This window comes from Streptomyces coelicoflavus, from assembly GCF_045041415.1.
In the GTDB taxonomy this organism is placed as follows: Bacteria; Actinomycetota; Actinomycetes; order Streptomycetales; family Streptomycetaceae; genus Streptomyces; species Streptomyces coelicoflavus.
In genome coordinates this window covers 3,472,443-3,494,887 of record NZ_CP108218.1, presented here as the reverse complement: position 1 = coordinate 3,494,887, position 22,445 = coordinate 3,472,443, and the positions used below count along the sequence as shown (strand labels likewise).

At 70.2% G+C, this 22,445-nt stretch carries 21 protein-coding genes; 17 read left to right on the top strand and 4 right to left on the bottom strand.

Annotated elements, in window-relative coordinates; translation table 11 throughout:
• Nucleotides 1-5 precede the first annotated feature (5 nt).
• Nucleotides 6-605 carry a hypothetical protein gene (locus OHA99_RS15425; protein WP_366473095.1) on the top strand — a complete coding sequence of 200 codons (600 nt, stop codon included), beginning with the start codon at nt 6-8 and terminating at the stop codon, nt 603-605.
• A gap of 90 nt (nt 606-695) precedes the next feature.
• Nucleotides 696-1,391: a demethylmenaquinone methyltransferase gene (locus OHA99_RS15420; RefSeq protein WP_405696195.1), complete on the top strand. Its 696-nt coding sequence runs from the start codon at nt 696-698 to the stop codon at nt 1,389-1,391.
• Here OHA99_RS15420 and OHA99_RS15415 read toward each other — a convergent pair.
• Together OHA99_RS15415 and OHA99_RS15410 are read right to left on the bottom strand one after the other, a co-directional pair.
• A complete protein-coding gene (locus OHA99_RS15415) occupies nt 1,378-1,731 on the bottom strand; it encodes a PASTA domain protein (RefSeq protein WP_405698956.1) in 354 nt (117 codons plus the stop codon). The genes OHA99_RS15420 and OHA99_RS15415 overlap by 14 nt on opposite strands.
• 137 nt (nt 1,732-1,868) lie before the next feature.
• Nucleotides 1,869-2,405 carry a GNAT family N-acetyltransferase gene (locus OHA99_RS15410; RefSeq protein WP_405696192.1) on the bottom strand — a complete coding sequence of 179 codons (537 nt, stop codon included), beginning with the start codon at nt 2,403-2,405 and terminating at the stop codon, nt 1,869-1,871.
• A 97-nt stretch (nt 2,406-2,502) separates the two neighbouring features.
• On the opposite strand from OHA99_RS15410, the gene OHA99_RS15405 reads away from it, so the two are divergent.
• Nucleotides 2,503-3,795, top strand: a complete 1,293-nt coding sequence (locus OHA99_RS15405) for a geranylgeranyl reductase family protein (protein WP_153178469.1) — start codon at nt 2,503-2,505, stop codon at nt 3,793-3,795.
• A 43-nt stretch (nt 3,796-3,838) separates the two neighbouring features.
• On the opposite strand, the gene def is transcribed toward OHA99_RS15405, so the two are convergent.
• Together def and OHA99_RS15395 are read right to left on the bottom strand one after the other, a co-directional pair.
• Nucleotides 3,839-4,465, bottom strand: coding sequence for a peptide deformylase (gene def / locus OHA99_RS15400; RefSeq protein WP_366473098.1), 627 nt, complete (start codon nt 4,463-4,465; stop codon nt 3,839-3,841).
• A 132-nt stretch (nt 4,466-4,597) separates the two neighbouring features.
• Nucleotides 4,598-5,431 carry a C40 family peptidase gene (locus OHA99_RS15395; RefSeq protein WP_007387575.1) on the bottom strand — a complete coding sequence of 278 codons (834 nt, stop codon included), beginning with the start codon at nt 5,429-5,431 and terminating at the stop codon, nt 4,598-4,600.
• 765 nt (nt 5,432-6,196) lie between these two features.
• Between OHA99_RS15395 and OHA99_RS15390 the strand changes: the two genes are divergently transcribed.
• Genes OHA99_RS15390 through nuoN form a run of 14 tightly spaced genes read left to right on the top strand, consistent with a single transcriptional unit; the run spans nt 6,197 to nt 22,374 of the window.
• Complete coding sequence (locus OHA99_RS15390) at nt 6,197-6,556, top strand: NADH-quinone oxidoreductase subunit A (RefSeq protein WP_003974383.1); 360 nt, start codon at nt 6,197-6,199, stop codon at nt 6,554-6,556.
• A gap of 12 nt (nt 6,557-6,568) precedes the next feature.
• Nucleotides 6,569-7,123, top strand: a complete 555-nt coding sequence (locus tag OHA99_RS15385; RefSeq protein WP_007387566.1) for an NADH-quinone oxidoreductase subunit B family protein — start codon at nt 6,569-6,571, stop codon at nt 7,121-7,123.
• Nucleotides 7,120-7,875 carry an NADH-quinone oxidoreductase subunit C gene (locus OHA99_RS15380; protein ID WP_153178467.1) on the top strand — a complete coding sequence of 252 codons (756 nt, stop codon included), beginning with the start codon at nt 7,120-7,122 and terminating at the stop codon, nt 7,873-7,875. Before OHA99_RS15385 ends, OHA99_RS15380 begins: the two co-directional genes overlap by 4 nt.
• Nucleotides 7,872-9,194, top strand: coding sequence for an NADH-quinone oxidoreductase subunit D (locus OHA99_RS15375; RefSeq protein WP_164383632.1), 1,323 nt, complete (start codon nt 7,872-7,874; stop codon nt 9,192-9,194). The genes OHA99_RS15380 and OHA99_RS15375 overlap by 4 nt, the downstream gene beginning before the upstream one ends.
• Nucleotides 9,191-10,063 (top strand): NADH-quinone oxidoreductase subunit NuoE, encoded by an 873-nt coding sequence (gene nuoE / locus OHA99_RS15370; protein WP_164383631.1) that lies wholly within the window; start codon nt 9,191-9,193, stop codon nt 10,061-10,063. Before OHA99_RS15375 ends, nuoE begins: the two co-directional genes overlap by 4 nt.
• The gene (gene nuoF, locus OHA99_RS15365) at nt 10,060-11,409 is read left to right on the top strand and encodes an NADH-quinone oxidoreductase subunit NuoF (protein WP_194279960.1); all 1,350 of its coding nucleotides are present in this window, start codon (nt 10,060-10,062) and stop codon (nt 11,407-11,409) included. The genes nuoE and nuoF overlap by 4 nt, the downstream gene beginning before the upstream one ends.
• Nucleotides 11,406-13,910, top strand: coding sequence for an NADH-quinone oxidoreductase subunit G (locus tag OHA99_RS15360; protein ID WP_405696187.1), 2,505 nt, complete (start codon nt 11,406-11,408; stop codon nt 13,908-13,910). Before nuoF ends, OHA99_RS15360 begins: the two co-directional genes overlap by 4 nt.
• The gene (nuoH, locus tag OHA99_RS15355; protein WP_153178463.1) at nt 13,907-15,298 is read left to right on the top strand and encodes an NADH-quinone oxidoreductase subunit NuoH; all 1,392 of its coding nucleotides are present in this window, start codon (nt 13,907-13,909) and stop codon (nt 15,296-15,298) included. The genes OHA99_RS15360 and nuoH overlap by 4 nt, the downstream gene beginning before the upstream one ends.
• Complete coding sequence (gene nuoI, locus OHA99_RS15350; RefSeq protein WP_153178462.1) at nt 15,291-15,986, top strand: NADH-quinone oxidoreductase subunit NuoI; 696 nt, start codon at nt 15,291-15,293, stop codon at nt 15,984-15,986. The genes nuoH and nuoI overlap by 8 nt, the downstream gene beginning before the upstream one ends.
• The gene (locus tag OHA99_RS15345) at nt 15,983-16,867 is read left to right on the top strand and encodes an NADH-quinone oxidoreductase subunit J (RefSeq protein ID WP_153178461.1); all 885 of its coding nucleotides are present in this window, start codon (nt 15,983-15,985) and stop codon (nt 16,865-16,867) included. The genes nuoI and OHA99_RS15345 overlap by 4 nt, the downstream gene beginning before the upstream one ends.
• Nucleotides 16,864-17,163 (top strand): NADH-quinone oxidoreductase subunit NuoK, encoded by a 300-nt coding sequence (gene nuoK, locus OHA99_RS15340; RefSeq protein WP_003974374.1) that lies wholly within the window; start codon nt 16,864-16,866, stop codon nt 17,161-17,163. Before OHA99_RS15345 ends, nuoK begins: the two co-directional genes overlap by 4 nt.
• A 14-nt stretch (nt 17,164-17,177) precedes the next feature.
• A complete protein-coding gene (nuoL, locus tag OHA99_RS15335; protein WP_153178460.1) occupies nt 17,178-19,142 on the top strand; it encodes an NADH-quinone oxidoreductase subunit L in 1,965 nt (654 codons plus the stop codon).
• A gap of 5 nt (nt 19,143-19,147) precedes the next feature.
• Nucleotides 19,148-20,719: an NADH-quinone oxidoreductase subunit M gene (locus tag OHA99_RS15330; RefSeq protein ID WP_087789893.1), complete on the top strand. Its 1,572-nt coding sequence runs from the start codon at nt 19,148-19,150 to the stop codon at nt 20,717-20,719.
• Nucleotides 20,716-22,374 carry an NADH-quinone oxidoreductase subunit NuoN gene (gene nuoN, locus OHA99_RS15325; protein ID WP_153178459.1) on the top strand — a complete coding sequence of 553 codons (1,659 nt, stop codon included), beginning with the start codon at nt 20,716-20,718 and terminating at the stop codon, nt 22,372-22,374. Before OHA99_RS15330 ends, nuoN begins: the two co-directional genes overlap by 4 nt.
• Nucleotides 22,375-22,445 lie beyond the last annotated feature (71 nt).

Genomic DNA, 22,445 nt, shown 5'->3' with positions numbered 1-22,445 from the left:
CCGCCGTGCTCACGATCCACGTCTGCGAGGCAGCGCCCGAGGCGGCCGTCGTGGTCGACGGCGCGCGGCTCGCCGCCGTCGGCCCGTACGAGGCACTGGCCGCCGGCCACCCGCGGGCCCGGGTGCGCCGGTGGCCCGGCATCCTGACGCCCGGTCTGCTGAACCCGTACGGCCCGGAACTGCTGGAGCAGGCATACCACCCCGACCCGCGCGAAGCGGACCGGCTGGGCACCGAGCCGATCTTCGGGGAGCGCGGGCAGGCACTCCTCGCCGCGAACGCCTCCGCACGGGGCGCCAGCGCGCGCCGGGGGGTCCAACGCATGCTGGCGCACGGCACGGTCGCCGTCGCCGGAGAGCTGCGGGGCCGCGCGGCCCTGGACGCGGTGCGCGGAGCGGGGCTCGCCGTGGCGGCGCGTCCGGCCGGCCTGCCCGGGCCCGCGTCCTTCTCGCCGGTGCCGCTGGTGCTGCTTCCCGGGCTCGCTCCCGGCGGGCCCGCCCGGTTCGCGGTGTTCGACGTACCCGACCGGGCCGCGCTCGTGCGGGAGGGCGCGGGCACCTGCGTGGCCACCGTCGTGGGCGGCCGTCTGGTGTACCGGGGGCGCTGAGCCGAGCGCCTCGGCGGCCTCGGCCCCGGGACCGGGGGGCGCCGTGAGCCCGTCCGCGCCGGGCGGGACACGTGCTGCAACAATGGGCCCGTGACCCGCGCTTCCCTGAACAAGCAGCCGCACGAAGTCGCCTCGATGTTCGACCACGTCGCGGAACGGTACGACCTGACGAACGCCGTGCTCTCGCTCGGCCAGGACCGGGCGTGGCGCAAGGCGGTCGCCCAGGCCGTCGACGCCCGCCCCGCCCAGAAGGTCCTGGACCTCGCGGCGGGCACGGCGACCTCCTCGCTGCCCTTCGCCCGCACCGGCGCCTACGTCGTCCCCTGCGACTTCTCCCAGGGGATGCTCCAGGTCGGCAAGGAACGGCACTCCTGGCTGCCGTTCACCGCGGGCGACGCGACCCGGCTGCCGTTCAAGGACGACGTCTTCGACGCCGTCACCATCTCCTTCGGGCTGCGCAACGTGCAGGACACCGACGCCGCGCTGCGCGAGATGTACCGGGTGACGCGGCCCGGCGGCCGGGTCGTCATCTGCGAGTTCTCGCACCCGACCTGGGCGCCGTTCCGCACCGTCTACACCGAGTACCTGATGCGCGCCCTGCCGCCGGTCGCCCGCGCGGTGTCGTCCAACCCCGAGGCCTACGTCTACCTCGCCGAGTCCATCCGCGCCTGGCCCGACCAGGCGGCGCTCGCCGGGCGGCTGGGCAGGGCCGGCTGGTCCAGGGTGGCGTGGCGCAACCTGACGGGCGGCGTGGTGACGCTGCACCGCGGGTTCAAGGCGGGCTGAGGACGGCACGGCGGGGCGGTGGTGCGCCCGGCCCCGGCATGCCCGGCTCTGGCCCGCCCGGCTCCGGCGTGCCCGGTTCTGGCGTGCCCGGCTCCGGCAGTTCCCGGCGGAGCCCGCCCAGCGGCGGGCACGGCACCCGCGGCTCGCGGATGCCCCCGCCGCCCTCGCCCTCCCCGAAGTCGAACCACACGTACACCGTCGACTCCGGCGGCACCCGTGCGCCGGGCCGCGGGTACTGGCGTACGACGTGGTCGACGACGGCGGCCCGGAGATCGGGCCGGTCCGACGCGTGCAGGGACAGGCCCTGTACGCGGGCGGTCTCGTACGCGTCCACGGCCATGAGGCCGACCAGGCGCGGTACGCGAACATCGGCTTTCCCGGATACCAGGCGCACGGGCGTCACCCCCAGCGGTACCCGGCAGAGTAGCGCCGCAGGGCACCGCCCGGAAGCGTCAAGTGGCTGACTGTGAAAGTTGGTTACCGTGTGTCATGCGAGTCCTCCCGGAGGGGCAGGGCGAGGCGGTAGCAGTGCCCCCGCTGCTCGGAGGAGGGGATCGTGAAGACCTCGGCGAGCCGCATGCCCAGGCGTTCCGTGACGGCGATGGACCGGGCGTTACGGGCGTTGACCATCGCGACCACCTCGGCCACGCCGGCCGCCCGCACCCGTTGGAGGGTCTCCCGGGCCGCCGCGGTGACGTAGCCCTTCCCCCAGTGCCCCCGCCCGAGCCGCCAGCCGATCTCGATCTCGCCCTTGGGACCCCACTCCCCGGGCCACGGCTGGGCCCCGGTGAACCCTATGACCTGCCCGGAACCGTCCACCACGGTCCACAGACAGAAGCCGTGCTCGGCGTCGTGCCGGCGCTGGCGGGCGGTCAGTTCCTCGTAGACGGACAGTTCCGCGGACCGCCCGCCGTGGAACTCCATGACGTCCGGATCGTCGAAGATCCGGTGCCAGGCGACGGCGTCCTCGTCGGTGGGGACGCGCAACCGTACGGCGGGGAGAGGTCGCTTCACTGGGCAGCCCTTCAGCCGGGTGATCGGTGACGCTGAATAGACTGCCCATGACCAGTGCCGGTCGGCACGCAGATTCCGAACTTGGGGAGATCCCGCCGTGACCGTCGAGACTGAGCCGCTCTCCGAGAACACCGCCGACGTGATCGTCGTGGGCGCGGGGCCGGCCGGCTCCACCACCGCGTACCACCTGGCCAGGTCGGGACTGGACGTCCTGCTCCTGGAGAAGACCGCGTTTCCCAGGGAGAAGGTCTGCGGCGACGGCCTCACCCCGCGCGCGGTCAAGCAACTCGTCGCCATGGGCATCGACATCTCCGAGGAGGCCGGCTGGCTGCGCAACAAGGGCCTGCGCATCATCGGCGGCGGTTCGCGCCTCCAGCTGGACTGGCCGGATCTCGCCTCCTTCCCCGACTACGGACTCGTCCGCAAGCGCGACGACTTCGACGAGCAGCTCGCCCGGCAGGCCCAGAAGGCCGGCGCCCGGCTGTACGAGCGCTGCAACGTGGGCGCCCCGGTCGTGGACGACCGCACCGGCCGCATCACCGGGGTGAAGGCCAAGCTGGGCGAGGACAAGCGCGAGGTCACCTTCCACGCGCCGCTGGTCGTGGCCGCCGACGGCAACTCCACCCGGCTGTCCCTGGCGATGGGCCTGCACCGCCGGGAGGACCGGCCCATGGGCGTCGCGGTCCGCACGTACTTCACCTCGCCCCGCCACGACGACGACTACCTGGAGTCCTGGCTGGAACTCTGGGACCGGCGCGGCCCGCAGGACCGCCTGCTGCCCGGCTACGGCTGGGTCTTCGGCATGGGCGACGGCACCTCCAACGTCGGCCTGGGCGTCCTGAACACCTCCGCCGCCTTCAAGGAGCTCGACTGGCGCGAGATCCTCAAGGCCTGGTGCGCGTCCATGCCGGAGGACTGGGGCTACACCCCGGACAACATGACCGGCCCGATCCGCGGCGCCGCGCTGCCCATGGCCTTCAACCGCCAGCCCCACTACACCAAGGGCCTGCTCCTCGTCGGCGACGCCGGCGGCCTGGTGAACCCCTTCAACGGCGAGGGCATCGCCTACGCCATGGAGTCCGGCCAGATCGCCGCCGACGTCGTCGTCCAGGCCCACGCGCGGGCCACGCCGGCCCAGCGCGAGATCGCCCTGCAGCGCTACCCGCGCGTCCTGAAGGACACCTACGGCGGCTACTACAACCTGGGCCGCGCCTTCGTGAAGCTCATCGGCAACCCGAAGGTCATGCAGATCGCGACCCAGCGCGGCCTCACCCACCCGATCCTGATGAAGTTCACGCTCAAGATGCTCGCCAACCTGACGGACCCGACGGGCGGCGACGCGATGGACCGCATCATCAACGGACTGAGCAAGGTCGCGCCGAAGGCCTGAGACCCGGGCCCGACCGGAGGCCGGGCCACAGGGTTGCTCAGGCTCAGGCGGTGAAGGCCGCCGCGTTGGCGGACCGGCGTGCGAAGACCTCCTCGCGCCGGTCCGCCGACTGCCGCAGCGCCGCCTTCCGCTCCCGGCCGGAGAGCCGGTCCAGGTAGACGTGCCCGTTCACGTGGTCGGTCTCGTGGGCGAGGCAGCGCGCGAAGTAGCCGGTGCCCTCGATGACGAGCGGTGCGCCGTCCTTGTCCAGGCCCCGCACGACGGCCCGGTCGGGCCGCGGTACGGCCATGACGGCGCCCGGCACCGACAGGCAGCCCTCGCCCTCGTCCAGCAGCCGCCGTGCGGCCGGGGCGAGGGGTTCCAGCACCGGGTTGACGATGTGCCCGACATGTCGGACACCGTCGTCGTCCGGGCAGTCGTAGACGAACAGGCGCAGACCGACCCCGACCTGATTGGCCGCCAGGCCGGCTCCCTCCGCCACGTACATGGTGCGGAACATGTCGTCGATGAGCGCCGTGAGGTCGGGTCCGAACTCGGTGACGTCCCGGCACGGCCGGTGCAGCACCTCCTCGCCGACCTCGGTGACGCGCCGCACCGATCCGCGCCGGGCCTCTGGCGCGAACGGGGGGCAGGAGGCGGCGGGCCGTCCCTGTACGAACACACTGGGCATGACGGTGGCTCCTTCGGCTCGTGGACGGGCCGGAGGGAACCGGCCCGCGCCCGAGCATGCCAGGAGCCCGCCAAGGGCCGCAGCCCCCGAGCGGCTGCGGCCCTTTCGCGTGTGAACGGGTGGTTCCGCGGCTTACAGCACGCGCACCGCGCCGCTCGGCGGGTCGTACGACAGCGGCTTCTCGACCACGCCGGTGGAGGAGTTCTGCGCGCCGACGAACATGCCGCCGCCGACGTAGACGCCCACGTGGTACGCGCTGCCGGCACCGCCCCAGTACAGGATGTCGCCCGGCTGGAGGTTGTCCAGCCCGACCTGGGTGCCGGCCGTCGACTGGGCCTGGGAGACGCGGGGCAGGCTGATGCCTACCTGCTTGAAGGCGGCCTGTACGAGGCCGGAGCAGTCGTAGGCGGACGGGCCGGTGGCGCCGGAGACGTACGCCTTGCCGACCTGGGCCTGCACGAAGGAGACGACGGCGGCGGCCGAACCGGTGGCCGTGGACGTGCTGGTGCTGCTGCCGCTGCTCGTGCCGGTGGAGGAGCCGGTGTCCGCGGAGGCGCTCAGGGTGGTGCGCTCGGCGGTGCGCGAGGCGCGCTCGGCGGCCTCCTTGCGCGCGGCCTCCTCGGCCTTCTTCTTCGCCTCCGCGGCCTTCTTCTTGGCGTCGGCGAGGTCGGCCTTGGCCTGCTTGGCGGCCTTGGCGGCCGCCGCGTCACGCTCGGCCTGCAGCTGGTAGCTCGCGGCAGCCTGCTGCGTGACGTCCGCGGACTGGGCGACCTGAGCGGCCAGGTCGGCCGTCAGGGTGGGCAGTTCGAGGGTCTGCGTCACCGGTTCGGCCGCGTGGGCCGCCCCCGACGCACCGGCCACTGCCAGGGTGCTGAGGACGCCACCGGCAACTCCGGTCCGCATCGCGATCGTCGACGCGCTGCGGCGGGGCTTCCGGTGGCTGCGTATGTGAGCGGTGTGGGACATAGGGACAACCGGTATCAGTAGCTCCTCCATACCTACAAGAAACGTGTGCTGCGCCACAGTTGTTCAATCGGGCCGCCGAATCCCGGGCGTGTCGCTCTTTATTGACGCCGTAACGGACATAGTGGACGGGCCGTAACCGGCCTGTGATCACGGCCTTTGATCGTTACGCCCGAATTGCCCCGCGCTTACCACTGGTTGGGACACTTGGCCAAGCCCGGTTCTCAGACGCCTCTCATGAATGTGGCACAGGTCACGGAACGGTTACCTCGGCGCGCGCGTCCGTCGCCTGCGTGGTGTCGGCCGCGTCGCCCGGGCGCGCTCGTGAACGCGTGCACGTGTCCACAGCGCCCCCGGCACTCCCTCTCACGTGTGAACGCCTCCTCTATCAAGGGCTCACGTCCAGCGCCAATTTGCATGCAAGGGAAGCATCTTGATATTGAGACGCCCCTTGCTCGACCCCTCTGGCCAGCGGCGACGAGGGAAATTGTCACCTCTGGTGATCAGGTGAACGCTTCTTGTGTGAAGATCACCGCTCATCCGACTTCATGATCGTTCGTCAGGTGGTGGAGATCACAAAGCTTGTGCAATACCCCGTGTCGCAGATCACAGAGGGTCGGGCATAGGATGCGAGGCAGTTGGGCTTGTGACCTGCTTCACATGTTCGCGATCTTCGTCGGGACGGGCGGGGTTCGTGGGGCTGTTGGGGCGGCTGTGAGTCCAGTGCAACCGCCAGCAGTCAGTGCCGACTGAGAGGAGCGAGGAGCGGTGAACGCGTATGCGCCCATCCTCGTACTGGGAGCCCTCGGGGCAGGCTTTGCGATCTTCTCCGTGGTGATGGCCACGCTGATCGGTCCGAAGCGGTACAACCGGGCGAAGCTCGAGGCCTACGAGTGCGGCATCGAGCCGACCCCCACGCCGGCCGGCGGCGGGCGCTTCCCCATCAAGTACTACCTGACGGCGATGCTCTTCATCATCTTCGATATCGAGATCGTCTTCCTCTACCCCTGGGCCGTCACCTTCGACGCCCTGGGGATTTTCGGGCTCGTGGAGATGCTGCTCTTCGTGCTCACCGTCTTCGTCGCGTACGCGTACGTATGGCGGCGCGGCGGCCTGGAATGGGACTGAGGGGCCTTTGACATGGGACTCGAAGAAAAACTGCCGAGCGGCTTCCTGCTGACCACCGTCGAGCAGGCCGCGGGCTGGGTGCGCAAGTCGTCCGTCTTCCCGGCCACGTTCGGCCTCGCCTGCTGTGCCATCGAGATGATGACCACCGGCGCCGGCCGCTACGACATGGCGCGCTTCGGCATGGAGGTCTTCCGCGGATCGCCGCGCCAGGCCGACCTGATGATCGTCGCCGGCCGGGTCAGCCAGAAGATGGCGCCGGTGCTGCGGCAGGTCTACGACCAGATGCCGAACCCGAAGTGGGTCATCTCCATGGGGGTCTGCGCCTCCTCGGGCGGCATGTTCAACAACTACGCCATCGTCCAGGGCGTCGACCACGTCGTCCCGGTCGACATCTACCTCCCCGGCTGCCCGCCGCGGCCCGAGATGCTGTTGGACGCCATCCTCAAGCTCCACCAGAAGATCCAGAGCTCCAAGCTCGGTGTGAACGCGGAGGAAGCGGCCCGCGAGGCGGAGGAGGCGGCGCTCAAGGCCCTGCCCACGATCGAGATGAAGGGGCTGCTGCGGTGAGCGACGCGAACAACACCGCGGGTGACTCGGGCGACGTCAATCCCGAGAAGGACCTGTCCACGCAGAACCTCCCCGGCCAGCGGGGCCAGGGCGGCGAGGAGATCCGCGTCCAGCGCGGCATGTTCGGCGCCAACAACGGCGGCGACACCTCCGGCTACGGCGGTCTGGTCCGCTCCGTCCGGCTCCCCGGGCCGGCGACCCGCCCCTACGGCGGCTGGTTCGACGAGGTCGCCGACGAACTCGAGGGCGCGCTGGAGGAGCAGGGGCTCCTGCCCGACAACGCCATCGAGAAGACGGTCGTCGACCGCGACGAGCTGACCTTCCACGTCGAGCGCGAGCACCTGGTCCGCGTCGCCAGCACCCTGCGCGACGACCCGGCCCTGCGCTTCGAACTGTGCACCGGCGTGAGCGGCGTCCACTACCCGCACGACAAGGGCCGCGAGCTGCACGCCGTCTACCACCTGCGCTCGATCACCCACAACCGGCTGATCCGCCTGGAAGTCAGCGCGCCCGACGACGACCCGCACATCCCGTCACTGGTCCCCGTCTACCCGACGAACGACTGGCACGAGCGCGAGACGTACGACTTCTTCGGCATCGTCTTCGACGGTCACCCGGCCCTGACGCGGATCATGATGCCGGACGACTGGCAGGGCTTTCCGCAGCGCAAGGACTACCCCCTCGGCGGCATCCCCGTCGAGTACAAGGGCGCCCAGATCCCGGCTCCGGACCAGCGGAGGTCGTACTCGTGAGCACTTCGCACGCATCCCCTCGCGAGACCACCGAGGGCACCGTCTACACGGTCACCGGCGGCGACTGGGACGAGGTCGTCCAGTCCGCGGCCCGCGCCGACGACGAGCGCATCGTCGTCAACATGGGCCCGCAGCACCCGTCCACCCACGGCGTGCTCCGCCTCATCCTGGAGATCGACGGCGAGACGGTCACCGAGGCCCGCTGCGGCATCGGCTACCTGCACACCGGCATCGAGAAGAACCTCGAGTACCGGACCTGGACGCAGGGCACCACGTTCGTGACGCGCATGGACTACCTGACGCCGTTCTTCAACGAGACGGCGTACTGCCTGGGCGTCGAGAAGCTCCTCGGCATCGAGGACCAGATCCCGGACCGCGCCTCGGTCATCCGGGTGCTGCTCATGGAACTGAACCGGCTCTCCTCGCACCTGGTGTGCGTCGCCACCGGCGGCATGGAGCTGGGCGCCACCACGGTCATGATCTACGGATTCCGCGATCGTGAACTCATTCTCGACGTCTTCGAGCTGATCACCGGCCTGCGGATGAACCACGCGTTCGTGCGCCCGGGCGGACTCGCCCAGGACCTGCCGCCCGGCGCGGTCGACCAGATGCGCGAGCTCGTGAAGAAGATGAAGAAGAACCTCCCGGAGTACGACAAGCTCTTCACCGGGAACCCCATCTTCAAGGCCCGCATGCAGGACGTCGGCTACCTCGACCTGGCCGGCTGCATGGCACTCGGCGCCACCGGCCCGGTCCTCAGGTCCACCGGTCTCCCGCACGACCTGCGCAAGACCCAGCCCTACTGCGGATACGAGACCTACGACTTCGACGTCCCGACCGCCGAGACCTGCGACTCCTACGGCCGCTTCCTGATCCGGCTGGAGGAGATGCGCCAGTCGCTGCGCATCGTCGAGCAGTGCCTGGACCGGCTGGAGCCCGGCCCGGTCATGGTCGCCGACAAGAAGATCGCCTGGCCCGCCCAGCTCGCCCTGGGACCGGACGGCCTCGGGAACTCCCTCGACCACATCAAGAAGATCATGGGCACCTCCATGGAGGCCCTGATCCACCACTTCAAGCTGGTCACCGAGGGCTTCCGGGTGCCGCCCGGACAGGCGTACACGGCGGTCGAGTCGCCCAAGGGCGAACTCGGGGTGCACGTCGTCTCCGACGGCGGCACCCGCCCCTTCCGGGTCCACTTCCGCGACCCGTCCTTCACCAACCTGCAAGCCATGGCGGCGATGTGCGAGGGCGGCCAGGTCGCCGACGTCATCGTCGCGGTGGCGTCCATCGACCCCGTGATGGGAGGCGTCGACCGGTGACCACCTCTTCTTCGGAGCGGGGCGTCAGCCTGGGCATGCCGGAACTGCCCGCGCCCGCCTACCCGGACGACGTCCGGGCCCGGCTGGAGACCGACGCGCGCGAGGTCATCGCCCGCTACCCGGACTCCCGGTCCGCCCTCCTGCCGCTGCTGCACCTCGTGCAGGCGGAGGAGGGACACGTCACGCGCACCGGGATGCGGTTCTGCGCGGACATGCTGGACCTCACCACCGCCGAGGTCACCGCGGTCGCCACCTTCTACACCATGTACCGGCGCGGGCCGAGCGGCGACTACCAGGTCGGCGTGTGCACCAACACGCTGTGCGCGGTGATGGGCGGCGACGCCATCTTCGAGTCCCTCCAGGAGCACCTGGGCGTCGGCAACGGCGAGACGACCGAGGACGGCAAGGTCACCCTGGAGCACATCGAGTGCAACGCGGCCTGCGACTTCGCGCCGGTCGTGATGGTCAACTGGGAGTTCTTCGACAACCAGACCCCGGCGAGCGTCAAGGCCCTCGTCGACGACCTGCGCGCGGGACGGCCGGTGACGCCCACGCGCGGTGCGCCGCTGTGCACCTTCAAGGAGACCGCCCGGATCCTGGCGGGCTTCCCCGACGAGCGGGACGGCGCCGTCGCGGCCGGCGGCAGCGCGGGTCCCGCCTCCCTGGCCGGCCTCAAGCTGGCCAAGGGCGAGGCGTCCGCCGCGCGCGTGGTGCACCCGCGGGACGGCGGACCGCACGACGCGTCGCAGGACCGGGCCGTGCACGACCCGTCCCCGACGGAACACCTCAGCTCGCACGACGCGCCGCAGGACACATCGGCATCCGACCCTTCCAACCCGGCAGGGCCCACCGCCGAGGAGGGGGAGTGATGACCGTGGCCGCCGAGATCAAGGGCAGCAGCCCGGAGAAGCTGCTCGCACCCGTGCTGTCGGCCTTCTGGGACGAGGACGAGTCCTGGACTCTCGACGTCTACCGGAGGCACGAAGGATACGAGGGGCTCCGCAAGGCGCTGGCGATGGCGCCGGACGACCTGATCGCGTACGTCAAGGAGTCCGGTCTGCGTGGACGCGGCGGTGCCGGGTTCCCGACGGGGATGAAGTGGCAGTTCATTCCCCAGGGGGATGGCAAGCCTCACTATCTGGTTGTCAACGCCGACGAGTCGGAGCCGGGGACCTGCAAGGACATCCCGCTCCTCTTCGCGAACCCGCACAGCCTCATCGAGGGCATCGTCATCGCGTGTTACGCCATCAGGTCTTCGCATGCCTTCATCTACCTGCGTGGTGAAGTCGTCCCAGTGCTGCGGCGGTTGCACGAGGCCGTGCGCGAGGCCTACGCGGCCGGCTTCCTCGGCGAGAACATCCTGGGCAGCGGACTCGACCTGACCCTCACCGTGCACGCGGGCGCGGGCGCGTACATCTGCGGTGAGGAGACCGCACTGCTCGACTCGCTCGAAGGCCGCCGGGGTCAACCGCGGCTCCGTCCCCCCTTCCCTGCCGTCGCGGGCCTCTATGCGTGCCCGACTGTGGTGAATAACGTCGAATCGATCGCTTCAGTTCCCGCGATCCTGAACAAGGGCAAGGACTGGTTCAGGTCGATGGGCAGCGAGAAGTCCCCGGGCTTCACGCTCTACTCGCTCAGCGGCCACGTCGCCGGCCCCGGCCAGTACGAGGCCCCGCTCGGCATCACGCTGCGCCAGCTCCTCGACATGAGCGGCGGCATGCGCCCCGGCCACCGGCTCAAGTTCTGGACGCCCGGCGGCTCCTCGACGCCGATGTTCACCGACGAGCACCTCGACGTCCCCCTCGACTACGAAGGAGTGGGCGCCGCCGGTTCCATGCTCGGCACCAAGGCGCTCCAGTGCTTCGACGAGACGACCTGCGTCGTGCGCGCCGTCACCCGCTGGACCGAGTTCTACGCCCACGAGTCCTGCGGCAAGTGCACACCCTGCCGCGAAGGCACGTACTGGCTCGTCCAGTTGCTGCGCGACATCGAGGCCGGCAAGGGACAGATGTCCGACCTCGACAAGCTGAACGACATCGCCGACAACATCAACGGCAAGTCCTTCTGCGCCCTCGGCGACGGTGCCGCCTCGCCGATCTTCTCCTCGCTCAAGTACTTCCGCGAGGAGTACGAGGAGCACATCACGGGCCGCGGCTGCCCCTTCGACCCGGCCAAGTCGACGGCCTGGGCCGACCGCACGGAGGTGAAGGCATGACCGTGACCACCAACACTCCCTCGGGAGGGGGAGCAGCGGCGGTCCCGCCGGAAGATCTCGTCACCCTGACGATCGACGGCGCCGAGGTCAGCGTGCCCAAGGGCACCCTGGTCATCCGGGCCGCCGAACAGCTCGGCATCGAGATCCCCCGGTTCTGCGACCACCCCCTCCTCGACCCGGCCGGCGCTTGCCGCCAGTGCATCGTCGAGGTCGAGGGCCAGCGCAAGCCCATGGCGTCCTGCACCATCACCTGCACCGACGGCATGGTGGTGAAGACCCAGCTCACCTCGCCCGTCGCCGAGAAGGCCCAGCACGGCGTGATGGAGCTGCTGCTCATCAACCACCCGCTGGACTGCCCGGTCTGCGACAAGGGCGGCGAGTGCCCTCTGCAGAACCAGGCCATGTCGCACGGCCAGGCCGACTCCCGCTTCGACGGCAAGAAGCGGACCTACGAGAAGCCCGTGCCGATCTCCACGCAGGTCCTGCTCGACCGCGAGCGCTGCGTGCTGTGCGCCCGCTGCACCCGGTTCTCCAACCAGGTCGCGGGCGACCCGATGATCGAGCTGATCGAGCGGGGCGCGCTCCAGCAGGTCGGCACCGGTGAGGGCGACCCCTTCGAGTCGTACTTCTCCGGCAACACCATCCAGATCTGCCCGGTCGGCGCGCTCACCTCGGCGGCCTACCGGTTCCGCTCCCGCCCCTTCGACCTGATCTCCTCGCCGTCCGTGTGCGAGCACTGCTCCGGCGGCTGCGGGACCCGCACCGACCACCGGCGCGGCAAGGTCATGCGGCGGCTCGCGGCCAACGAGCCCGAGGTCAACGAGGAGTGGATCTGCGACAAGGGGCGCTTCGGGTTCCGGTACGCGCAGCAGCGGGACCGGCTCACCACGCCCCTGGTGCGCAACGCCGAGGGCGAGCTGGAGCCGGCCTCCTGGCCGGAGGCGCTCCAGATCGCCGCGCAGGGGCTGCTCGCCTCCAAGGGCCGCACCGGTGTCCTGACCGGCGGACGGCTCACCGTCGAGGACGCCTACGCGTACAGCAAGTTCGCGCGCGTGGCGCTCGACACCAACGACATCGACTTCCGCGCGCGCGTGCACAGCGCCGAGGAGGCCGACTTCCTGGCCGCCCGGATCGCCGGACACGGCCGTGACCTGGACGGCACCGGCGTCACGTACACGTCGCTGGAGAAGGCGCCCGCCGTCCTGCTGGTCGGCTTCGAGGCCGAGGAGGAGGCGCCCGGCGTCTTCCTCCGGCTGCGCAAGGCCTGGCGCAAGCACGGCCAGAAGGTCTTCTCGCTGGCCACGCACGCCACACGGGGCCTGGAGAAGGCGGGCGGCACCTTGCTCCCCGCCGCTCCGGGCACCGAGACCGAGTGGCTGGACGCCCTCGCGAGCGGCGTCGGCCTGGAGGAGGGCGGTGGCCAGGCGGCCGAGGCCCTGCGCGCCGAGGGTGCCGTGATCGTCGTCGGCGAACGGCTGGCGTCCGTGGCCGGCGGCCTCACCTCCGCCGTACGGACCTCGGCGGCGACCGGCGCCCGGCTGGTGTGGATCCCGCGCCGGGCCGGGGAGCGCGGCGCGATCGAGGCGGGTGCGCTGCCGTCGCTGCTGCCCGGCGGACGCCCCGCGACCGACCCCCGCGCGCGTGAGGAGGTCGCCGCCCTGTGGGGCCTGGCCGACCTTCCGCACCGCTACGGCCGCGACACCGGCGAGATCGTCGAGGCCGCGGCCCGGGGCGAACTCCAGGCGCTGCTCGTGGCGGGCGTGGAGGTCGCCGACCTGCCCGACCCCACGCGCGCGCGTGCGGCACTCGACGAGGCCGGGTTCGTGGTGTCGCTTGAGCTGCGGCCCAGCGAGGTCACCGAACGCGCCGACGTCGTCCTGCCCGTCGCCGCGGTCGCCGAGAAGCCCGGCACCTTCCTCAACTGGGAAGGCAGGGTGCGCTTCTTCGAGGCCGCGCTCAAGCCGGACCAGATGACCCGGCGCCTCGCACCCGCCGACGCCCGCGTCCTCCAGATGCTGGCCGACGCCATGGACGTCCACCTCGGCCTGCCCGACCTGCGCACCACGCGCGCGGAGATCGACCGGCTCGGCTCCTGGGACGGGCCGCGCGCCGGCGAGCCCCTCCAGACCGCGAGCGCGCTGCCGCGGCCGGCCGCCGGAGAGGCCGTACTGGCAGGGCACCGGCTGCTGCTCGACCAGGGGCTGCTCCAGCAGGGCGACGAGGCGCTGGCCGGCACCCGGCACGCCGCACGTGCGCGCGTGTCGGCCGCCACGGCCGCCGAGGCGGGAGTCGAGGACGGCGACGTCCTCGCCGTGACCGGTCCCGCCGGGGCCGCCGCATTCCCGCTGGAGGTCACCGAGATGCCCGACCGGGTGGTCTGGCTTCCGCTGAACTCGGCCGGCACCGGCGTCGCCTCCGACGCCGGGGTCCTGCCCGGAACCCTCGTCCGCATCGGTCCGGCGACGCCCGAGGGCGCCGCCCCCAAGGAGGTGGAGGCATGAGCCCGTACCTCGCCGCTGAAGACCTGTCGATGTTCGGCACCGACCCCTGGTGGCTGGTGGTCGTCAAGGCGGTGTTCTGCTTCGCCTTCCTGATGGTGACCGTGCTGTTCTCCATCGTGTGGGAGCGCAAGGTCGTCGCCTGGATGCAGCTGCGCATCGGTCCGAACCGGCACGGCCCCTGGGGCATGCTCCAGTCGCTCGCCGACGGCATCAAGCTGATGCTCAAGGAAGACGTCATCGTCAAGCGCGCCGACAAGGCGGTCTACGTCCTCGCGCCGATCGTGGCGGCCATCCCGGCCTTCATGGCGATCGCGGTGATTCCCTTCGGGCCGGCCGGCAACGAGATCTCGATCTTCGGCCACCGCACCGCCATGCAGCTCACCGACCTGCCGATCGCCATGCTGTTCATCCTGGCGGTCGCCTCGGTCGGCATCTACGGCATCGTGCTCGCCGGCTGGAGCTCCGGATCGACGTACCCGCTCCTCGGCGGCCTGCGGTCCTGCGCCCAGATGATCTCCTACGAGATCGCGATGGGCGCCGCGTTCGCCTCGGTCTTCCTCTACTCCGGGTCGATGTCCACCTCGGAGATCGTCGCCCAGCAGAACGACCGCTGGTACATCGTGCTGCTGCCGGTCTCCTTCATCCTCTACATCGTCACGATGGTCGGCGAGACCAACCGCGCACCCTTCGACATGCCCGAGTCCGAGGGCGACCTGGTGGGCGGCTTCAACACCGAGTACTCGTCGATCAAGTTCGCGATGTTCATGCTCGCCGAGTACGTGAACATGGTGACGGTCTCGGCGGTCGCCACCACGTTGTTCCTCGGCGGCTGGCGGGCCCCCTGGCCGATCAGCACCTTCTGGGAGGGCGCCAACCACGGCTGGTGGCCGCTGCTCTGGTTCGTGGTCAAGGTCCAGCTGCTGCTGTTCTTCTTCATCTGGCTGCGCGGCACCCTTCCCCGGGTCCGCTACGACCAGTTGATGAAGCTCGGCTGGAAGGTCCTCATCCCGGTCTCCCTGGTCTGGCTGATGCTGGTCGCGACCGTGCGGGCACTCCGGAACGAGAACTACGGCTTCAGCGACATCGCCCTCTACATCGGCGGCGGGGTCCTGGTCCTGCTGCTGTTGTCCTTCCTCGTGGACATGTACCGCGACAAGGGTGCGAAGGCCGCCGACCGGACCGCCGACCAGCCCGCCGACACCGGGGCCGCGTTCGACCCGATGGCCGGCGGATTCCCCGTGCCCCCGCTGCCCGGGCAGGCGGTGCCACCGGTGCCCAGGCGCCGTCCCCGCCGGGAGCGGGAGCTGATTGTCAGTGGTGGGCCCGATACTCACAGTGACGGATCTGTGGACGGATCTACGGATGGAAAGGAGGCGTCCGATGGCTGAGGAAGACAAGGGACACAGCGAAAACGCGGAACACGGGGCACACACGGAACACGGGGAGCACAAGGGAACCGACCCCGGTTTCATGAACCCCGTGGCCGGCTTCGGCGTGACCTTCAAGGCCATGTTCAAGAAGCGGCTGACCGAGCAGTACCCGGAGCAGAAGAAGACCACCGCTCCGCGGTTCCACGGACGGCACCAGCTCAACCGCCATCCGGACGGCCTGGAGAAGTGCGTCGGCTGCGAGCTGTGCGCCTGGGCCTGCCCCGCCGACGCCATCTACGTCGAGGGCGCGGACAACACCGACGAGGAGCGCTACTCGCCGGGCGAGCGGTACGGCCGCGTCTACCAGATCAACTACGCCCGCTGCATCCTGTGCGGCCTGTGCATCGAGGCGTGCCCCACGCGTGCGTTGACGATGACCAACGAGTTCGAGCTGGCCGACTCCAGCCGCGCCAACCTCATCTTCACCAAGGACCAGCTGCTCGCCGGCCTGGAGGAGGGCATGGTCGACTCGCCCCACGCCATCTACCCGGGCACCGACGAGCAGGACTACTACCGGGGCCTGGTCACCGAGGCCGCGCCCGGCACGGTCCAGCAGGTCGCCCACTCCAAGGGGGAGGTCGTCCAGGAGGGCGACTCGACCTTCGGCGCGACCGAGCCGGCGTCGGAGGAGGTGATTCGCCGATGAGCGCGCAGCTCGCCGCCGCGGCGACCCTCTCCGCCGGGACCTCCACCGGGGAGGCCGTCCAGTTCTGGATCCTCGGCACGGTCGCGGTGATCGGCGCCCTGTGCACCGTCTTCATGAAGAAGGCCGTGCACAGCGCGCTGTGCCTCGCCGGAACCATGATCGTCCTGGCGGTGTTCTACCTCGCCAACGGGGCCTACTTCCTCGGCATCGTGCAGATCGTCGTCTACACCGGCGCCATCATGATGCTGTTCCTGTTCGTGGTGATGCTCGTCGGCGTCACCGCGGCGGACTCCCTGAAGGAGACCATCAAGGGCCAGCGCTGGCTGGCCCTGCTGTCCGGGCTCGGCTTCGGCATCCTGCTGATCGCCGGCATCGGCAACGCCTCCGTCTCGGAGTTCACCGGCCTCGCCCAGGCGAACGCGAACGGCAACGTGGAGGGCATCGCGTCCCTCATCTTCACCAAGTACGTCTTCGCCTTCGAGATCACCGGCGCGCTGCTCATCACGGCAGCCGTCGGTGCCATGGTGCTCACCCACCGCGAGCGCACCGAACGGGCCCGGACCCAGCGCGAGCTGTCCGAGCAGCGCGTCCGCGACGGCAAGAACCTGCCGCCGCTGCCGGCGCCGGGTGTGTACGCCCGGCACAACGCGGTCGACATCGCGGGTCTGCTGCCCGACGGCACCCCGTCCGAGCTGACCGTCAGCAAGACGCTGCGCGAGCGGGGCCAGATCCGCGACGTGTCGATGGAGGCGCTGAACGACCTGAAGGCGCTGGAGCAGCGGGCCGAGGAGCGGCTGGAGCGCAGGGCGGTCGGCCCGGCGGGCTCCGGACGGGCCGACCGGCGTTCCGACACCGAGCGGTCCGAGGAGGCGTCGAAGTGAACCCCGTCAACTACCTCTATCTCGCGGCCCTGTTGTTCACGATCGGCGCCACCGGCGTACTGATCCGGCGCAACGCGATCGTGGTCTTCATGTGCATCGAGCTGATGCTCAACGCCTGCAACCTCGCGTTCGTCGCCTTCTCCCGCATGCACGGCAACCTCGACGGCCAGATCATCGCCTTCTTCACGATGGTCGTCGCCGCCGCGGAGGTCGTGGTCGGGCTCGCGATCATCGTGTCCCTGTTCCGTTCCCGCCACTCGGCCTCGGTCGACGACGCCAGCCTGATGAAGCTGTGAGGGGCTGCTGAAACGTGGAGAACCTGATTGCGCTGCTGGTGGCGGCGCCCCTGCTAGGAGCGGTCGTCCTGCTGTGCGGCGGACGCCGGCTGGACCGCGTCGGCCACTGGATCGGCACGCTGCTGGCCGCCGTGTCCTTCGTGATCGGCCTCGTCCTCTTCGCCGACCTGCTCGGCAGCGGCGCCGAGGACCGCACCCTGACGCAGCACCTGTTCAGCTGGATCCCGGTGGAGGGTTTCCAGGCCGACGTCGCCTTCCGGCTCGACCAGCTGTCGATGACGTTCGTCCTGCTGATCACCGGCGTCGGCTCGCTCATCCACCTGTACTCGGTCGCGTACATGGAGCACGACGAGCGCCGCCGCCGCTTCTTCGGCTACCTGAACCTGTTCCTCGCGGCGATGCTGATCCTGGTCCTCGCCGACAACTACCTGCTGCTGTACGTCGGCTGGGAGGGCGTCGGTCTCGCCTCCTACCTGCTGATCGGCTTCTGGCAGCACAAGCCCAGCGCCGCCACCGCCGCGAAGAAGGCCTTCCTGGTCAACCGCGTCGGCGACATGGGCCTGTCCATCGGCATCATGCTGATGTTCCTGTGGTTCGGCACCTTCGCCTTCGGGCCGGTGCTCGGCGGCCACGGGGAGGCCGGGCTCGCGAGCGGGGCGGACGAGGGGAAGCTCACCGCGATCGCCCTGATGCTGCTGCTCGCCGCCTGCGGCAAGTCCGCCCAGGTGCCACTGCAGTCCTGGCTCGGTGACGCGATGGAGGGCCCGACCCCGGTCTCGGCCCTCATCCACGCCGCGACCATGGTGACGGCGGGCGTGTACCTGATCGTCCGCTCCGGAGCCATCTTCAACGGCGCCCCCGACGCGCAGTTGGTGGTCACCATCGTCGGCGCGGTCACGCTGCTGTTCGGTGCGATCGTCGGTTGCGCCAAGGACGACATCAAGAAGGCGCTGGCCGGCTCGACCATGTCGCAGATCGGCTACATGGTGCTCGCCGCGGGCCTCGGCCCGATCGGTTACGTCTTCGCGATCATGCACCTGGTCACCCACGGCTTCTTCAAGGCCGGGCTGTTCCTCGGTGCCGGGTCCGTCATGCACGGCATGAACGACGAGGTCGACATGCGCCGCTACGGCGGACTGCGCAAGTACATGCCGGTCACCTTCGTCACCTTCGGCCTCGGTTACCTCGCCATCATCGGCTTCCCGGGCCTGTCCGGCTTCTTCTCCAAGGACAAGATCATCGAGGCGGCGTTCGCCAAGGGCGGCACCGAGGGCTGGATCCTCGGCGCCTGCGCCCTGCTGGGCGCGGCCATCACCGCGTACTACATGACGCGCGTGATGCTGATGACGTTCTTCGGCGAGGAGCGCTGGCGCAACGCCCCGACGCCGTCGCCGGCCAAGCCCGACGTGGAGCCCGCCGCCGAGACGCGTGGCGAGTACGAGCCGCCGCACCCGCACGAGTCGCCGGGTCTCATGACGATCCCGATGATCGTGCTGGCCGTCGGGTCCGTCGCGGGCGGTGCCTTCTTCAGTATCGGCGACCGCTTCCTGCACTGGCTGGAGCCCATCACCGGGCACAGCCACGGCGACTCGCCGATCAGCGCCGGCGCGGTCACCGGAGCGACGGTGGCCTGCATGGTCGTCGGCGTCGCCCTCGCCTGGGCGCAGTACGGGCGCCGTCCGGTACCGGCCGTCGCCCCGCGCGGGTCGCTGCTCACCCGGGCCGCCCGGCGCGACCTGCTCCAGGACGACTTCAACCACGTCGTCCTGGTCCGCGGCGGCGAGCACCTCACGCGCTCCCTGGTCTACGTCGACCACACGCTGGTCGACGGAGTCGTCAACGGCACGGCGGCCTCGTTCGGCGGCCTGTCCGGGCGGATGCGCAAGCTGCAGAACGGCTTCGCGCGCTCGTACGCGGTCTCGATGTTCGGCGGTGCGGCACTCCTGGTCGCCGCGACCCTGCTGATGAGGGCGGTCTGATACCGATGTCCTTTCCCCTGCTGACAGTCACGGCGGCCCTCCCGGCCGTCGGGGCGATCGCCACGGCAGCCGTGCCGGCCGCGAAACGCACCGCGGCCAAGTGGCTGGCGCTGCTGGTCTCGCTGGCCACGCTCGGGCTGGCCATCGCGGTCCTGGTCCGCTTCGACCCCGACGGCGACCGCTACCAGCTCACCGAGTCCCACTCCTGGATCGCGGACTTCGGCGTCCGGTACGAACTGGGCGTGGACGGCATCGCGGTGGCGCTGATCGCGCTGACCGCCCTGCTGATCCCGTTCATCATCCTCGCGGGCTGGCACGACGCCGACCCGCTGGAGACCGGCAGCAGCCGGTGGCGGCCGACGCAGGGCTTCTTCGCCCTGATCCTGGCCGTCGAGGCGATGGTGATCATCTCCTTCGAGGCCACCGACGTCTTCCTCTTCTACATCTTCTTCGAAGCCATGCTGATCCCGCTGTACTTCCTGATCGGCGGCTTCGGCGACCGGGCCCACGAGCACGGCGAGAAGACGGCGGCGACGCAGCGGTCGTACGCGGCCGTGAAGTTCCTCCTCTACAACCTGGCCGGCGGTCTGATCATGCTGGCCGCGGTGATCGGCCTCTACGTGGTCGCCGGGAACTTCTCCCTCACGGAGATCGCCGAGGCGCGCGCCAACGGCTCGCTGGACATGGCGACCAGCACCGAGCGCTGGCTCTTCCTCGGCTTCTTCTTCGCCTTCGCGGTGAAGGCGCCGCTGTTCCCGCTGCACACCTGGCTGCCCAACGCCATGGGGGAGTCGACCGCGCCGGTCGCCGTGCTCATCACGGCGGTCGTCGACAAGGTCGGCACCTTCGCGATGCTCCGCTTCTGCCTCCAGCTCTTCCCGGAGGCCAGCAAGTGGGCGACGCCGGTCATCCTGGTCCTGGCGGTCATCAGCATCATCTACGGCGCGCTGCTCGCGGTCGGCCAGCGCGACATCAAGCGACTGATCGCCTACGCGTCGATCTCGCACTTCGGCTTCATCGTCATGGGCATCTTCGCGATGACCAGCCAGGGCCAGTCCGGCGCCACGCTGTACATGGTCAACCACGGCATCTCGACCGCCGTGCTGATGCTGATCGCCGGATTCCTGATCTCGCGGCGCGGTTCGCGGCTCATCGCCGACTTCGGCGGTGTGCAGAAGGTCGCCCCGATCCTGGCCGGCACCTTCCTGATCGGCGGCCTGGCGACCCTCTCCCTGCCGGGCCTCGCGCCCTTCGTCAGTGAGTTCCTGGTCCTGGTCGGCACGTTCACGCGCTACCCGGTGATCGGCATCATCGCCACCCTCGGCATCGTCCTCGCCGCGCTCTACACCCTCGTCCTCTACCAGCGGACGATGACGGGCCCGGTGAAGGCCGAGGTGACCGGGATGCCCGACCTGCGGGTGCGCGAGCTGGTGGTCGTGGCACCGCTGGTGGCGCTGCTGATCTTCCTGGGCGTCTTCCCGAAGCCCGTGACGGACATCGTCAACCCGGCGGTGGAGCAGACCATGTCCGACGTACACAAGACGGACCCCCAGCCTGAGGTGGAGGCGGCCAAGTGAGCGCAACAGCCGTCCACAGCCTGTGGACAACGGCGGCGACGGCGGCCGACCCGATCGCCAAGATCGACGCGCCGAAGATCGAGTACGGGCAGCTGTCGCCCGTCCTCATCGTCATCGGCGCCGCGATCATCGGAATCCTGGTCGAGGCCTTCGTGCCGCGCAGGTCCCGGTACTACACCCAGATGTTCTTGTCCGCCGTCGCCCTGATCGCGGCGTTCGCCGCGGTCGTCGCGCTCGCGGCACGCGGGTACGGCACGACCAAGGCCGGCATCACGGCGATGGGCGCCATCGCCGTCGACGGGCCGGCCCTGTTCCTTCAGGGCACCATCCTGCTGACCAGCCTGGTCGGCCTGTTCACCTTCGCCGAGCGGCGCCTCGACCCGGAGCAGCACGGCAACCGCGTCGACTCCTTCGCCGCGCAGGCCGCCGCCGTACCGGGCAGCGAGAGCGAGCAGAAGGCGGTCAAGGCGGGCTTCACCACCACGGAGGTGTTCCCGCTCCTGCTCTTCGCCGTCGTCGGCATGCTGGTCTTCCCGGCGGCCAACGACCTGCTGACGCTCTTCGTGGCCCTGGAGGTCTTCTCCCTCCCGCTGTACCTGCTGTGCGCCCTGGCCCGCCGCAAGCGGCTCTTGTCGCAGGAGGCGGCGGTCAAGTACTTCCTGCTCGGCGCCTTCGCCTCCGCGTTCACCCTGTTCGGCATCGCCCTGCTCTACGGCTACGCGGGCTCGATGTCGTACGGCACGATCGCCCAGGTCGTCGACGGCACCGTCCAGAACGTCACCCCGGCGCTCGCCGACACCATGGGCAACGACGCGCTGCTGCTCGTCGGCGCCGCGCTGATCGTCATGGGCCTGCTGTTCAAGGTGGGCGCGGTGCCGTTCCACATGTGGACGCCGGACGTGTACCAGGGCGCGCCGACGCCGGTGACCGGCTTCATGGCGGCGGCGACCAAGGTGGCCGCGTTCGGCGCCCTGCTCCGCATCCTCTACGTCGTCCTGCCGGGCCTGCGCTGGGACTGGCGGCCGGTGATGTGGGGCGTGGTGATCGTCACGATGCTGGTCGGCGCGATCGTCGCGATCACGCAGACCGACATCAAGCGGCTGCTGGCCTACTCGTCGATCGCGCACGCGGGCTTCATCCTCGCCGGTGTCATCGCGACCACGCCGTCGGGCATCTCGTCCGTCCTCTTCTATCTGGCTGCGTACTCCTTCGTCACGATCGGCGCCTTCGCGGTCGTCACGCTGGTGCGCGACGCGGGCGGCGAGGCGACGCACCTGTCGAAGTGGGCCGGGCTCGGCCGCAGGTCGCCGCTGGTGGCGGCGGTCTTCGCGGTCTTCCTGCTGGCCTTCGCCGGTATCCCGCTGACCTCCGGGTTCTCGGGCAAGTTCGCCGTGTTCAAGGCGGCGGCGGAGGGCGGCGCGGCCCCGCTGGTCGTGATCGGTGTGATCTCGTCGGCGATCGCGGCGTTCTTCTACATTCGCGTGATCGTGCTGATGTTCTTCAGTGAGCCGCGTCCGGAGGGCCCGACGGTCGCGGTGCCGTCGCCGCTGACGATGACGGCGATCGCCGTGGGCGTGGCGGTCACGGTGGTGCTCGGTGTGGCCCCGCAGTACTTCCTGGACCTGGCGGGTCAGGCGGGGGTGTTCGTGCGCTGACGCCGCGCTTGCGGCTTGATGGCTGCACGGCTGTGGTCCGGCACCTCTTTGAGGAGGTGCCGGACCACAGC